A 13,423-nucleotide genomic window follows, 5' to 3' on the forward strand; every position below is an offset into this window, starting at 1 on the left:
GAGCACGATGCCTTTCGTTACTAGCACGACCGCCATCACCCAGCAGATATCGCAGGCGAGCACGGCCGTTGCGCGTGCCGCCAGCCATGCGCAGCGTCTTGGGCAACTGGCCAATACCATGACCGATGCCACTCGGCCGGCGGAAAGTGTGTTCCGGCTGGCAAGCACGACCACCGCAGAATTGCTACGCAGCGCTACCGCGCTCAAGGGCGTGGCAGCCCTGTTGCCCACCAGCGTGCTGTCGTCCATCGAGCGCAGCACCGTGGGGCACAGCCTGGCGACGCTTCAGACGGGGCTGGTCGACATCAACCGGCGCACCCAGCAAGTCGGACGCTTGATCGATGCCAGCCAGGCCGCGGCCAAGCGCCTGGGCACCGCCGTGCAATCGATCCAGAATGCGGTAAGCGCGGTGAGCAATCAGGTCACGACCATCAAGACGCAGTTGGGCAACGGGTCGCCCGTGGCCGCCGCTGTCGTTTCCACTGGCGGTTCGGGCGCATCCCCACTGCCTAGCCTGTCCAGCGCTCGCCCACACCTGCTGGTGATGATTGCAGACCAAGGCGAGCGCTTTTACTTTGGCCTCAGCACTGCTGCTTTCGACAGCCTGCGCCGGCAGACCAACTACAACGTCGCCACCCAGGAGCGGCTTGGTCGCCCGGAAGCCTTGCAGGCCGTCAATCAGGGCGGCGAATCCCTCACGCTCTCGGGTGTGGTCTTTGCCCAGATGGCCGGCATGACCCAACTCAACGCTTTGCGGCGCATCGGCTTCCAGATGAAACCCGTGGAACTCATCGCCGGGCACGGTGAAACCCTCGGTCGCTGGTATCTGACCAGCCTCTCCGAAGACCAGAGCGATCTGATGGCCGACGGCGCACCGCGCAAGCAAACCTTCACTGTGGAATTCAAACGCTATGGCGACGACTATCAAAACCTCTGACGGCGACGTGCTCGATTCACTGTGCCGGCGCCACTACGGGCATCTGCTGGGGTCGGTCGAGGCCGTGCTTGAGGCTAACCCGGGCCTGGCTGGCATCCCTCAGCCCTTTGCCATCGGGGTAAGAATATTTCTGCCTGATCTCGCGTCGCCGCGCACCGACGTAATCCAGCTGTGGGACTGACCCATGCGCGCCATCTTTCAGGTCATTGCCAACGCCCAGGACATCACCGATCTGCTCAAAGACCGCCTGCTCAGCCTGGAACTGACCGACCGGGCGGGGCTGCAGTCTGACGAATGTGACATTCGCCTGGACGACCGGGACGATCGCATTGCCTTCCCCAAGAAGGGTGCCGTGCTGCGCATCTCATTGGGTTGGGAGGGGCAGGGCCTGAGTTTCATGGGGGCTTACACCGTCGATGAGATCGAACTCTCCGGCCCGCCCCGCACCCTGGTGATCCGGGGCAAGCCCGCAGACATGGCAGGAGCTGCGAAGAATAGTCGCCAACATGCCTGGGAACAGGTACCACTGTCGCAGATCGTCAAAGAGGTGGCCGCGCGCAACGGCTGGCAGGCCGTGTGCTCGATCGACATGACCATCCCTCGGGCTGATCAGACGGGGGAGTCCGACCTCAATTTCTTGACCCGCCTGGCCCGCCAGTACAACGCCACGGCCACCCTGAAGGAACGCAAGCTGCTGGTGATGCCGCGCGCCAATGGCAAAACCGCCTCCGGCAAGAGCCTGCCGGTGATCCAGTTGGAGACCACCGCGATCAACAGCTATCGGCTGACCTTCCCGGATCGCGGCAGCGTGGCCTCGGTCAAAGCCAGGGCGCACGACAGCAAAACCGGCCAGAAAATCGACATCGTCATCCCGAACCCGGATGCACCGACGGGTTCGAGTGCTGCGGTACATACCGACCGACACATCTACCCCAACGCCAGCACCGCCAAGGCGGCGGCCAGAGCCAAACTGGCCGGAATGAACCGGCAAACCGCCACAGGTAGTCTGACCTTGCGTGGACGGGCCGATCTGGCTGCCGAGAAATCCGTCGAGCTAAAAGGCTTCAAGCAGGAGGCCGATGGCACCTACCTGATCGAGTCGGTGACCCACCACTTGGCCGGGCAGAGCTGGACAACAACTGTGGAGCTCTCAGCCGGGAAGTCTGGCAAAGCCAAAGCCGGGCACACCAAGCAGCCGACCAGAAAGACCGCACTGGTCATCCCAGCCGCGCCCTGACCTGTACATCTCTTAACCCCACCCAACCTCGCCCTCGTGCGGGGTTTCTTGTTTCTGGAGACCGCAATGAACATACCGATGACACCGACCACGCGAGACGGCTGGGTATCCATGCCGCTGGACGAATTCGAGCGATTGATCGAGGACGCAGCTGAACGTGGCGCCAAGCGCGCCATGACCGATGTCGGTCTGGATGGCGAAAGTGCCGCCGCCGACATCCGTGAGCTGCGTGGACTGCTGGAGGCCTTCAACACCGCCAAGCACACGGCCTGGCAGACGCTGATACGCATGGTGACCACTGGCTTCATTCTGGCGCTGGTCGCAGGTGCGCTGATCAAACTGAAACTCTTTGGTGGAGGGCACTGATCATGCTGACCTTGCTCGGATCACTGCTGGGCTTCCTCAGCAGCACCTTCCCGGAATTCCTCAAGCTGTTTCGCGACAGCCAGGATCGCAAGCACGAGCTCGCCATCCTGGACCGGCAGATGGAGCAGCAGCGGTTGGGGCATACCCAGCGACTGGAGGAAATCCAGATTGCGGCTGATGTTGCCGAGAGCCAGGCGCTCTACAGCTATGCCAACCATCCCACGAGTTCGCCATGGGTGGAAGCCTTACAGGCCTCGGTGCGCCCGGTCATCACCTATGCCTTCTTCCTGGTCTTCGCGGTGGTTAAGGTATCGGCGCTGCTCACGATGCTGCAAGCCGATGGGAACACACTGACGGCTGCTTTGCAGGCCACCTGGGACGAAGAGACCCAGGCGCTATTTGCCGCCGTGATGTCCTTCTGGTTCGGTAGTCGCCAGATTAGCAAGATGCGCCGAGGTGGCTGATGCGTCACGTCACCGAAGAAGGGCTCAACCTGATCAAACGGTTTGAGGGTTTTAGCCCGACGATCTACATGTGCCCGGCCGGCTACCCGACGATCGGCTATGGCCACGTGGTAATGGCACATGAGCGGGAGCAGTTCGCAGCGGGCATTACGCAAGCCGAGGCCACCGATATTCTGCGACAGGACGTCGGCATCGCCGAGCGAGCCGTGCTACGGCTCATCTCCGCGCCCCTAACGGACGGGCAGTTCGATGCCTTGGTGTCTTTCACCTTCAACCTGGGTGCCGGGGCGCTACAGCGCTCGACACTGCGGCGGAAGGCTAACCTTGGCGAACACGAAGGCGTCCCCGCTGAGTTGATGAAGTGGGTGTGGGCGACAGGGAAAAGGCTGCCGGGGCTGGTTCGTCGGAGGAAAGCGGAGGCCTTGGCCTACGCCTACGGGACGCATGTGAGCGCAGAGGTGCGCATAGATGATGGCAAAAGCATGCAGAAAGGGTGACACCCCCCCCATCGCATGCTAAAATGCCCAGTAGAATGATGAAATCCGATTAACAGATAAATTCGTACACGTATCAAAGAGCGTGTCGACAAAGTCATGAACAGGATCATAGCTCAATGGTGGCAGATAACGCTGATGCGAGCACTTGTAAATTATGATTAACCTTTTTATTTCACCTGCATTTTTAGACGTAACTGCTGCAATAAAAAGATATTCCTTGGTGGGAATGCTCGGATGGCAGGACGTTCGTCAACGCTACAGAAGGTCTGCGCTCGGTCCGTTCTGGCTAACCATTAGCATGGGGGTCATGATTGGCACAATTGGCATTGTGTTTGGTCAGATTTTTAACTCCCCAATGCAAGAGTATTTGCCGTTTCTTGCCATTGGCTTGATCCTCTGGGGGTTTGTATCTTCGGTTGTCACTGAAGGGTGCACAGGATTTATTGCGGCAGAAGGTGTTATTAAACAGCTTCCCATACCGCTGTTTGTTCATATCCTGCGCATGATCTGGCGGAATATACTAATTCTGGCGCACAACATTGTAATTTTTCCGCTTGTACTTCTGGCGGTTGGAAAGCCAATAGGTCTTATAGCACTTATTGCCATCCCTGGATTTTTGCTTGCACTGATTAATCTGATTTGGATTGCTCTCATCTTGGCTGTCATTTGTGCTAGGTATCGTGACCTGCCGCAAATTGTCAGTAGCATTCTACAAGTTGTCTTTTATTTAACACCAGTAATGTGGATGCCAAGCCTGTTGCCGCAAAGAGCGGGTTTGTATTTGCTTGATCTAAATCCCGTTTATCATCTGCTTGAAATTGTTCGCTCACCGCTGCTTGGTCAATTCCCAAGTGCTACCAATTGGGTGATATCACTCCTTTTGGCACTGATTGGTTGGTGTGTGGCTATTATTGTGTATGGCCGCTACAAACGTCGCATCGCATATTGGTTATAAAAGAAGAAAAACATGGCATCGATAGAATTTAGCAACGTTTGCGTGGATTTTCCCATCTATAACGCGAACGGAAGATCGTTGAAGAAGCGCCTAATCCAGGTTGCCACGGGGGGGCAACTAGGGGCCGACCAAAACGGACGCGTTGTGGTTCGAGCTCTTGAGAACTTGACCTTTTCGATCAAGGATGGTGATCGTGTCGGGCTGCTTGGTCACAACGGAGCAGGTAAAAGTACCTTACTTCGATTGCTCAGTGGAGTGTATGCGCCTTCCTCGGGATATGCTCATATCAGTGGTGATATTGGATCTCTCATAGACATTTCCCTAGGAATCGATCCAGAGGCTACAGGTAGGGAAAATATCTATCTTCGTGGTGGTCTATTGGGCATGGGTCGCTCTGAAATCAATAGTCAAATTGAGGAAATTATCGAATTTTCTGAACTGGGTGATTTCGTCGACATGCCATTACGCACCTATTCCACAGGAATGCATCTTCGTTTGGCGTTTGCAGTGTCCACCATAATTCGTCCCGAAATTCTGCTAATGGACGAGTGGCTATCTGTTGGCGACGAAGGGTTTAAGCGTAAAGCTGAAGTACGAATGACGGAGTTGGTTCAATCCACGAATATTCTGGTGATTGCCAGTCATTCTCGCGATTTGGTATTGCATACGTGTAATCGTGCCATATGGCTTGAGCATGGAAAAATTCGCATGGATGGAGATCCTGACTTGGTGTGTCAAGCATACTTTGGGTTGTGAAAATGAATTCCATCGTCAGAACGGGGTTAAATATTAAAGTTGCTTTTGAGTCTGGTTTCAAGCGGAAATCGCCTCCTGTGTCTCAGTATGAAGATATCCCTGAGAATATACCGATGGTGGCTGTTTCTGCCTTTACTCATGTGCCCAGTGAATCCGACCAAGTTGCGCATCAATCCTGGTTCAAGAGATCGCTTCGCGCAGTTGCGAAATACATTTATCGGCTTTCGAAACCAGCGCTCCGGCCGATCGCTTTTAGGGTTCGCCGTTATTTGATTGACGGCTTGCGTCAAGAGATCCAGCAGGAGATCCAGAGGGCGTCGGCTGCTACGGCACAAGGGATCCAGCAGGAGATCCAGAGGGCGTCGGCTGCTACGGCACAAGAGATCCAACAGGAGATCCAGAGGGCGTCGGCTGCTACGGCACAAGGGATCCAGCAGGAGATCCAGAGGGCGTCGGCTGCTACGGCACAAGAGATCCAACAGGAGATCCAGAGGGCGTCGGCTGCTACGGCACAAGGGATCCAGCAACTGCGCGGTGCCCTTTGGCCTCGACTTGACCTAATAGAGGTATATACCGCTGCCGCGGCTCGCAGAATAGCCATAAACTGCGGAGCGGGTGAAGTTCTAGTTAGAACTGAAGTGGGCTTTCTTCTCTGCGCTGCATCCGATCATGCGTTGCTTTCATGTTTGCTGGATACTGGTGAGCTTGAACGCGGGACAAGGGTCTTTATTCAAAAATATTTGAGACCCGGGGATGTCTATGTCGATGTTGGCGCTAACGTTGGAATGCACACCTTAGCGGCTGCTCGAGCAATGCAGGGGCTGGGAAAGATCATAGCTTTTGAACCGTTTGAGCCGACGATGCGCATGCTCGAAAAATCCATCTGGATGAATGGATTTTCGAGCATGACAGAGATCCATCAGGCGGCTGTTTCGAATACCACCGGCCACCAGCAACTTTTCATCGGCGCCACCAGCGGGCATCACTCCCTGTTTGCGCTAGAGCCCTCACCGAACAATACGCACGGCCCGGTTGAGGTCCCCTTGGTCAGGCTCGACGGCGCAATCCCACCCGGCCAACGCATTGACCTTATGAAAATCGATGCCGAAGGGGCTGAACTTGAAGTGATTGAGGGGGGGGCATCCTTGATTACTGGTAATCCGGATATTGCCTTGATTGTTGAATTCGGCCCTTCGCACCTTCGCCGTACTGGGCATACTCCGAGCCAATGGTTCGCGTCATTCAGCCAACTAGGTTTGGATTACCGGGTGATCAACCAGGAATCTGGGGCGCTTGAACACTGGTCGTTTGACGCACTGGAGCAGACGGAATCTGTCAATCTTTTCTTCGCGCGAGCGGAATCTGCGGCGTGGGGCCGAGTGTCATGAGCTCAGGAATTATTGTAGTTGGTGCGGGAGGTCATGCAAAAGTATGTATTGAACTTCTCCGGGCCATGGGGGAGAGCGTTACCTATTGCGTGGGAGCTCCGGACAGCCCAGACAGTTGCCTAGGTGTCCCGGTTCTGCGGGGAGACGAAAACCTAAGCTTTCTGCGCTCGAAGGGCTATTCCAGAGTCTTTGTTGCCGTTGGTTCGAACCGCCTCAGGGAGCGTTTAGGCACTCTTTGCACTGGGCAAGGCTACCATTTGGTCAATGCGATCAGCCCTCATGCGGTCATTTCGCCAAGCGCCACACTGGGTCACGGGGTCGCGGTGATGGCCGGGGCCATAGTTAACGCAGAATCGGTGATTGATGATCTCGCTATCATCAACACGGGCGCGACGGTTGACCATGACTGCCGTATCGGTCTGGCGGCGCACATCGCTCCGCAGTGTGCGCTTGCGGGGAATGTGACTGTCGGCAACCATAGTTTTCTGGGCGTCGGCTGTAAGGTGATTCCCGAAATCAGGATCGGCGAGCGCGTTACGGTAGGGGCCGGCGCGGTTGTGGTTTGTCATATCGAGTCGGATGCCACTGCGGTTGGCGTGCCGGCAAGAGTGCTCATTAATTGATTGTTCAAGGAAAAGTATGAATCGAATCTTTGTAGCGCAACCCAAGATGGCAGGCAATGAACGCAAGTACGTGCTCGATTGTCTCGATACCAACTGGATTTCCTCCAACGGCAAATATATCGGTGCCTTCGAAGAGGCATTCGCCAAATTCTGTGGTGTCAAACACGCCATTGCTGCAAACAACGGAACGACCGCATTGCATCTGGCCTTGGTGGCACTGGACCTGAAGCCGGGCGATGAGGTGATCATTCCGACGGTAACGTACATCGCGACCGCCAATGCGGTTCGCTACTGCGGCGCGACGCCTGTTTTGGTCGACGTATGCTCGGATACGATGAATATCGATCCTGCGGATATCGAACGAAAAATCACTCCGAAAACGCGCGGCATCATCCCTGTCCATCTCTATGGCCATCCAGCCGACATGGACGCGGTGAGCCAGATTGCATCCAAATATGGATTATGGGTTGTCGAGGATGCGGCCGAGGCACATGGTGCCGAGGTGAACGGGAAAATGGTCGGGACACTGGGAACCTGTGCCACTTTCAGTTTTTTTGGTAATAAGATCATCACAACTGGCGAAGGCGGGATGATCACGACGGACGATGATGATCTTGCCGCCAGATTGCGCCTCTACCGAGGCCAGGGTATGGACCCCAACCGTCGCTACTGGTTTCCCGTTGTTGGATTCAACTATCGCATGACCAACATCCAGGCTGCGATTGGCTTGGCGCAGATGGAGGGGATTGAAACGGCCCTTGCAGATCGAGAACGCCTCGCCGGTTGGTACGACGCTGCATTGAGCGATCTGACTGAGCAGATCGTTTTGCCCACGCAGGCACCTTGGGCTAAGCAGGTCTACTGGATGTACAACATCTTTCTGCGTGACGGCAACGAAAACCGACGCGATCAGGTCATGCGTGACTTGGACGATATGGGGATCGAGACTCGCCCGGTTTTCTACCCGATGCATGTGCTTCCCCCTTATCAGGAAGCCTCGTCTTATCCCGTTGCTGATTTGTGGTCGCAGCGAGGCATCAATCTGCCCACGCATCAGGACCTGACGAAGAGCGACGTCGAGCGGATCGCGCGGAGCCTTCGTGAGGTTCTCAGCAAAAAATGAAAATCGCCCTCTGTTCTTCGTTCGTTCCGTTCATCAATGGGGGCTATCGAAATATCGTCGAATGGCTTCAGCCGATGCTTGAGGAGCAGGGGCATCAGGTGGAAAGAGTTTATCTGCCAGAAGTCGATGCGCCCGACTTGCTGTTCCAGCAGATGATGGCGTTTCGCTGGGTGGACCTTGAGATGGCTGACCGCATCATCTGTTTTCGACCACAAGCACACCTGATCCCGCACCGGCACAAGATTCTCTGGTTTATTCACCATATCCGTGCTTTTTACGATCTGTGGGACAGCCCGTATCGCGGGTTCCCAGATGACCTGAAACACAGAGGCATTCGGGATGCCCTCCATCGAGCCGATGATGCCGGACTAAACGAAGCAAAGGCTATCTTCACAAATAGCCGGGTGGTTTCCGATCGCCTGAAGACTTATAACCGGGTCAATAGCGAAGTCTTGTACCCACCAGTTTTTCAGCCTGAACGCTTTCACTGTGCAGGCTTCAATGACGAGATCGTCTGCATTTGTCGACTGGAGCATCACAAACGTCAGCATCTCCTCGTCGAAGCTTTGCACCATACCCGAACACCGGTACGCCTCCGGTTTTCGGGGACCAGTGCAGGGGCAGACTATCCGCGTGCGCTCTCCCAACGAATTTCAGAGCTGGGTCTAGCCGACCGCGTCAGCATGGATAACCTCTGGATCAGCGAAGAGGACAAAGTGGCGCAACTCGCCCATTGCCTGGCTGCAGCATATCTTCCTTTGGACGAGGATTCCTACGGCTACCCGAGCGTCGAGGCGAGCCACGCATCTAAGCCGGTCCTAACGACATCGGACTCCGGCGGAGTGCTTGAACTCGTCCAGGACGGCGTCAATGGCTACGTTACCGAACCCTCGCCAGAGGCGCTGGCCGACGCCATGGACCGCTTGTATCTCGACCGCCTCAAGACGGAAGCCATGGGCCGGAATGCCTTAGAACGGCTGGAGGAATTGAACATTTCCTGGGCCCATGTGTTGCAGAGGCTCCTTTCATGAAAGTTCTGATTGTCAATAACATGGCTCCATTCGTATGGGGTGGTGCCGAGGAGTTGGCTGCGCATCTCCAGAAAAATCTGGTGATCGCCGGCCATGATGCGGAAATCTTGCGCATCCCCTTTCAGTGGGAACCCGCAGCGCGTATCCCTTCGCAGATGCTGATGGCGCGGGCATTCGAACTGTGGAATGTCGATCATGTGATTGCGCTGAAATTTCCTGCCTATCTGATCCGTCATCCGAAAAAAACACTTTGGCTACTTCATCAATACCGGCAGGCCTACGACCTGTACGATACGGGGCAGACCAATCTCCCCCCCGGAGCCGCAGGACTTGAACTGCAGTCCTTGATCCAGCAGGCCGACCAAGAGAGTTTTGCGGAAAGCCGACATATTTTTACCAACTCTGAAGTCACCCGGCAGCGTTTGCTCAAGTACAACGGATTTGATGCTGAAGTCTTGCTTCCACCGGTCAATGATCCTGAATTGTTTCCGGGCGGTGAGCCTAGTGACTATATCTTTGCCGGCGGGCGGGTGAACGGGATGAAACGCCAGCACCTTTTGCTGGAGGCACTAGCACAAGCCGATAAACGCGTGAAACTACTTATTGCCGGCCCCCCCGATAGCCCGGACGACGCGGCATGTTTGATGGCGGCAGTGGAACGATTTGGACTAGCCGATAGGGCCAGGCTCGACCTGCGTTTTCTCCCTCGGGAGGTCTATGCGGGCTATGTGAACCGAGCTGCTGCGGTGGCTTACCTGCCCTATGACGAAGATTCGCTGGGCTATGTCGCCATGGAGGCAGCGACTGCTGCCAAGGCGCTGATCACTACAGCCGATAGCGGTGGCATCTTGGGTCTGGTCAAGCACGAGGATACCGGGTGGGTGGCACAACCCAGCGCCGATGACTTGGCGAGGGCTATGGAGGCTGTTTTCGAGAATGCTGCACGTACCAAAATTTATGGGCAGTCCGCACGCGCGCTCTGGGAAAGCATGAAAATAAATTGGCCCGATACCGTGGAGGCATTGTTGCGATGAAGCTGATTGTCTTTACGCCAGCCAACACGAAGTCGGCTATTGGCCGCATGGCTGCGTTGGTGACGCGCGAACTGGTGGCTCAGGGGTGTGAGGTGACGGTGGTGCGTACCGAGGCGAAGCATATGCTGTCGACTGATGTACACGACTTTGGCGCTCAGGTCTTGCCTTGGGACGACGACGCAGAGGTTCGGGAACTTAGCCGGAGTTCTGATGCCTGTATTTTTCATATTGGAAATAGTTTTGAGTTTCATGAGGGCGGTGTTCGCTGGCTGGTAGAGTTTCCTGGTCTGGTTTGCCTCCATGATTTTTTTCTGGGTCATCTATTCTATGGCTGGGCGCAGACGCATCGTGCGCAAGCGCAAGCCGTATTGCAGCGCTGGTACGGAGAAGTGATGGCGGAACGTTTCTTCAGTTTTTCCGACAGCGAGTCGTTCATCGACGGCACCCGCGAGGTTATGCCGATGACCGAATGGATTTGTTCGCAGGCAGACGGCGTGATAACCCACAGCAGTTGGGGATGTGGCCGTGTGATGAATTCATGCCCGGGTCCGGTACGGGTAGTGCCGCTTGCCTACGATGCACCAGGCGCGCTTGCTAATATGGCAATTAACACGTATGCTGGAAGCCGAATTTTGCAGATCCTGACTATCGGCCATGTTAATCCGAACAAACGGATTGAGAGTGTGATACGGGCCATAGGGCTCAGCCCCTTGCTCAGGAATCGTGTGAATTATCGACTTGTCGGGGCGGTTGAGCCGGAAATGATGAATTCACTTTCTGACTTAGCTAAGCGCCTTGGCGTGAATTTGGTGATTTCCGGCGAGGTTGACAATAACGATCTGGAGCGTGCCATTGCTGAAAGTGACGTGATTAGTTGTCTTCGCTGGCCCGCACTAGAGGCGGCCTCAGCATCAGCAATTGAGGCGATGCTGTATGGCAAAGCGGTGATTGTTACCGACACCGGGTTCTACGCCGACATACCAGACTCGTGTGCCATAAAGATCAATCATTCGAACGAAATCCCTGGGCTCCAATCTTCTTTTGAAGAATTACTTGAAAATAATATTCGAGTAACAAACTTAGGGAAAGAGGCCCAACGCTGGGCGTCACAAACTTTTACTGCCAGCAACTACGCCATGCGGTTAGTTGAAATCAACGAAGACATATCCAGAACTGTACCGGTCAAAAGGGCGGTTGAAAGTTTTTGCGATATTTTGTCTCGATGGTCATCAAATGGTGCTTTTTTTGTTGCTTCAGATTTAATTAATCCATTGGACCTTTTTGAGAATATAGATTGACTAAATTTTAAGAATATTTTTTTCGATGGTTAACCGGCGAAGCCTCGTGGCAATCTAATTTGCCAAAATTGTATTCAATCTGAAATTTTTGCCCTCATCAATCGATAGCTATTTGATCAACGCTCTGCTTCTGGAGGGGCGCAAGTCCTGCGGGTGGTCTGGGAGGCATTGGTTGTAATGGATGCTTTTGCCCCGGTTGGACAAGAGTAAGATTGGTGACAAGTATATCGAGTCCAATCTACGTATCGGTCCATAGCTGACTAAGCTGTTGTGACTGGCGGTACCCCTATTGGCGTCGACAGGAAACTAGTGACTGGTCGTAAAGCTTCATGTGCTTGCGGAACTCGGCAGTCGACGATACGAGACACTCGTTTTCATACGCTTCGATGTCGCACAGGCGGTAGATAACCTTGCCAGGCAGTCGAATGAACTTTGGACCGATGCCATTGACGCGCCAGCGCTCGAGTGTTTTGTGTGACAGACCCCAGCGTGCGGCAAGTTGCAGTTGATCGAAGTGGGTGGTGGTGGTGGTCATGGCCAGCTCCTTGTGGTTGATGGGAGCCCATGAACGCTCTGTTTCGGGAACGTAGCAAGTCCTGCGGGTGCTCAGGCAGGCTTGACGGAGTACGCCGATACAACGGCCACCTGTTGGGAAGGTAAATTCGGTGACCAGTCTGGGGCGTCAAAAGATCATTGAACCAAGCTGGTTTTGCGGTAGGATGCCGAACGGTCAAACTTTTCGCATGAGCACGTAAGCGCAGGCATCCCCTGTTTTGCGTACATTCATACGACTGTCGGTGGCGGGCGAGTGTCCCACCACGTACAGGAAGATGTTCGAGAAACACAGCAGCCAGATCACTTTGTTTTTCAGCACGTACTCAACAAAGATCTGCCATTTGGTCATCTCGTTTTCTTCGGTCTCTTTGTCTTCTTCGCTGATCTCCTCACCGAACAGCTCTTCGGCTTTACCGAGGCCGTAAGATTCCGGGGAGTCGCTGCCGTAGCGTAGGCCGATAAAACCGACAATCAGGGCGATAATCGACGGGAAGATAAACATCCCGATGACGTGACCGTCGAACAGGTAGTTGGCGCCAAACAACGCCACACCCGCCGCACCGGCACCGCCGAGGTTGTGGGAGATGTTCCACATACCGAGATACGATCCACGCTTACGACGCGGCGTCCATTTGGTGATGGTGGAATAACTACACGAGCCGCCGGTACTCTGGAAGAAGCCGCTCAGCGCGTAAAAGGCGATCATCAGAAACAGGCTGGTCGAACCCGCCCCCATGCTGGCGCTAAAACCGAGCATACAGATAGCAGAGAGGATCAACATAAACGGCAGGAACTGCTTGGTGTTTTTGCCATCCGCGTAATAAGAAACCAGCGTTTTACCCACGCCGTAGGTGATGGAGAAGCCCAGGCCAATCATCCCCAGTTGCGTCATGCTCAGCCCGTAGGTGGAGATCATGTCGTTCTGCGCGATGTTGAAGTTTTTGCGGATCAGGTACATGGTCAGGTAGCCGATGAAAACTACCAGATAAGACTGCATGAACGGTTTGAACCACATTTTGCGCCGCACATCGAGCGGCAGATCCAGGGTTGGCTTGCGCACCTGGTTTAAGAAGGCCAGCATAGGACTCTCCGAGCTAATTTTTATACCTGCGAATAGCAGGCATTGTAAAAATCAGCCGGGGATCACGCCTGAGACAGC

Annotated in this window: 15 protein-coding genes and 1 pseudogene; 14 read left to right on the top strand and 2 right to left on the bottom strand. The window is 54.9% G+C overall.

The annotated features are described in order from the left end of the window. Window positions 1-7 precede the first annotated feature (7 nt). From OGY19_RS20145 to OGY19_RS20210, 14 genes are all read left to right on the top strand, one after another. Complete coding sequence (locus OGY19_RS20145; RefSeq protein WP_286597106.1) at window positions 8-937, top strand: phage tail protein; 930 nt, start codon at window positions 8-10, stop codon at window positions 935-937. Beyond that, window positions 912-1,118: a tail protein X gene (locus tag OGY19_RS20150; RefSeq protein ID WP_286597108.1), complete on the top strand. Its 207-nt coding sequence runs from the start codon at window positions 912-914 to the stop codon at window positions 1,116-1,118. Before OGY19_RS20145 ends, OGY19_RS20150 begins: the two co-directional genes overlap by 26 nt. 3 nt (window positions 1,119-1,121) lie before the next feature. Next, window positions 1,122-2,174, top strand: a complete 1,053-nt coding sequence (locus OGY19_RS20155; RefSeq protein ID WP_286597110.1) for a phage late control D family protein — start codon at window positions 1,122-1,124, stop codon at window positions 2,172-2,174. Window positions 2,175-2,240: 66 nt separating this feature from the next. Further along, on the top strand, window positions 2,241-2,540 hold the full coding sequence (locus OGY19_RS20160; RefSeq protein WP_286597112.1) for a DUF6127 family protein: 300 nt from the start codon (window positions 2,241-2,243) through the stop codon (window positions 2,538-2,540). Between the two features lie 2 nt (window positions 2,541-2,542). Further along, window positions 2,543-3,004 carry a hypothetical protein gene (locus OGY19_RS20165; protein WP_286597114.1) on the top strand — a complete coding sequence of 154 codons (462 nt, stop codon included), beginning with the start codon at window positions 2,543-2,545 and terminating at the stop codon, window positions 3,002-3,004. Continuing rightward, window positions 3,004-3,501 (top strand): lysozyme, encoded by a 498-nt coding sequence (locus OGY19_RS20170; RefSeq protein ID WP_286597116.1) that lies wholly within the window; start codon window positions 3,004-3,006, stop codon window positions 3,499-3,501. The genes OGY19_RS20165 and OGY19_RS20170 overlap by 1 nt, the downstream gene beginning before the upstream one ends. 154 nt (window positions 3,502-3,655) lie before the next feature. After that, complete coding sequence (locus OGY19_RS20175) at window positions 3,656-4,456, top strand: ABC transporter permease (protein WP_286597117.1); 801 nt, start codon at window positions 3,656-3,658, stop codon at window positions 4,454-4,456. A gap of 12 nt (window positions 4,457-4,468) precedes the next feature. Continuing rightward, complete coding sequence (locus OGY19_RS20180) at window positions 4,469-5,212, top strand: ABC transporter ATP-binding protein (RefSeq protein WP_286597119.1); 744 nt, start codon at window positions 4,469-4,471, stop codon at window positions 5,210-5,212. A gap of 2 nt (window positions 5,213-5,214) precedes the next feature. After that, entirely contained in the window at window positions 5,215-6,600 is a 1,386-nt protein-coding gene (locus tag OGY19_RS20185; RefSeq protein WP_286597121.1) for an FkbM family methyltransferase, read from the top strand. Beyond that, complete coding sequence (locus OGY19_RS20190; protein WP_286597123.1) at window positions 6,597-7,223, top strand: NeuD/PglB/VioB family sugar acetyltransferase; 627 nt, start codon at window positions 6,597-6,599, stop codon at window positions 7,221-7,223. Before OGY19_RS20185 ends, OGY19_RS20190 begins: the two co-directional genes overlap by 4 nt. 16 nt (window positions 7,224-7,239) lie before the next feature. Continuing rightward, window positions 7,240-8,346 carry a DegT/DnrJ/EryC1/StrS family aminotransferase gene (locus OGY19_RS20195; RefSeq protein WP_286597124.1) on the top strand — a complete coding sequence of 369 codons (1,107 nt, stop codon included), beginning with the start codon at window positions 7,240-7,242 and terminating at the stop codon, window positions 8,344-8,346. Next, window positions 8,343-9,377: a glycosyltransferase family 4 protein gene (locus OGY19_RS20200; RefSeq protein WP_286597126.1), complete on the top strand. Its 1,035-nt coding sequence runs from the start codon at window positions 8,343-8,345 to the stop codon at window positions 9,375-9,377. The genes OGY19_RS20195 and OGY19_RS20200 overlap by 4 nt, the downstream gene beginning before the upstream one ends. Further along, a complete protein-coding gene (locus OGY19_RS20205; RefSeq protein WP_286597127.1) occupies window positions 9,374-10,411 on the top strand; it encodes a glycosyltransferase family 4 protein in 1,038 nt (345 codons plus the stop codon). The genes OGY19_RS20200 and OGY19_RS20205 overlap by 4 nt, the downstream gene beginning before the upstream one ends. Then, window positions 10,408-11,709 (top strand): glycosyltransferase, encoded by a 1,302-nt coding sequence (locus OGY19_RS20210; protein ID WP_286597129.1) that lies wholly within the window; start codon window positions 10,408-10,410, stop codon window positions 11,707-11,709. The genes OGY19_RS20205 and OGY19_RS20210 overlap by 4 nt, the downstream gene beginning before the upstream one ends. A 286-nt stretch (window positions 11,710-11,995) precedes the next feature. Here OGY19_RS20210 and OGY19_RS20215 read toward each other — a convergent pair whose 3' ends face one another. Next, window positions 11,996-12,244 carry a helix-turn-helix transcriptional regulator gene (locus OGY19_RS20215; protein ID WP_286597130.1) on the bottom strand — a complete coding sequence of 83 codons (249 nt, stop codon included), beginning with the start codon at window positions 12,242-12,244 and terminating at the stop codon, window positions 11,996-11,998. Window positions 12,245-12,523: 279 nt separating this feature from the next. Further along, window positions 12,524-13,345: pseudogene (gene uhpT, locus OGY19_RS20220) on the bottom strand (hexose-6-phosphate:phosphate antiporter UhpT); the annotation flags it as partial. Between the last annotated feature and the right edge of the window lie 78 nt (window positions 13,346-13,423).

The sequence above is a fragment of the Citrobacter sp. Cy070 genome, assembly GCF_030332245.1.
GTDB lineage: Bacteria > Pseudomonadota > Gammaproteobacteria > Enterobacterales > Enterobacteriaceae > Citrobacter > Citrobacter youngae.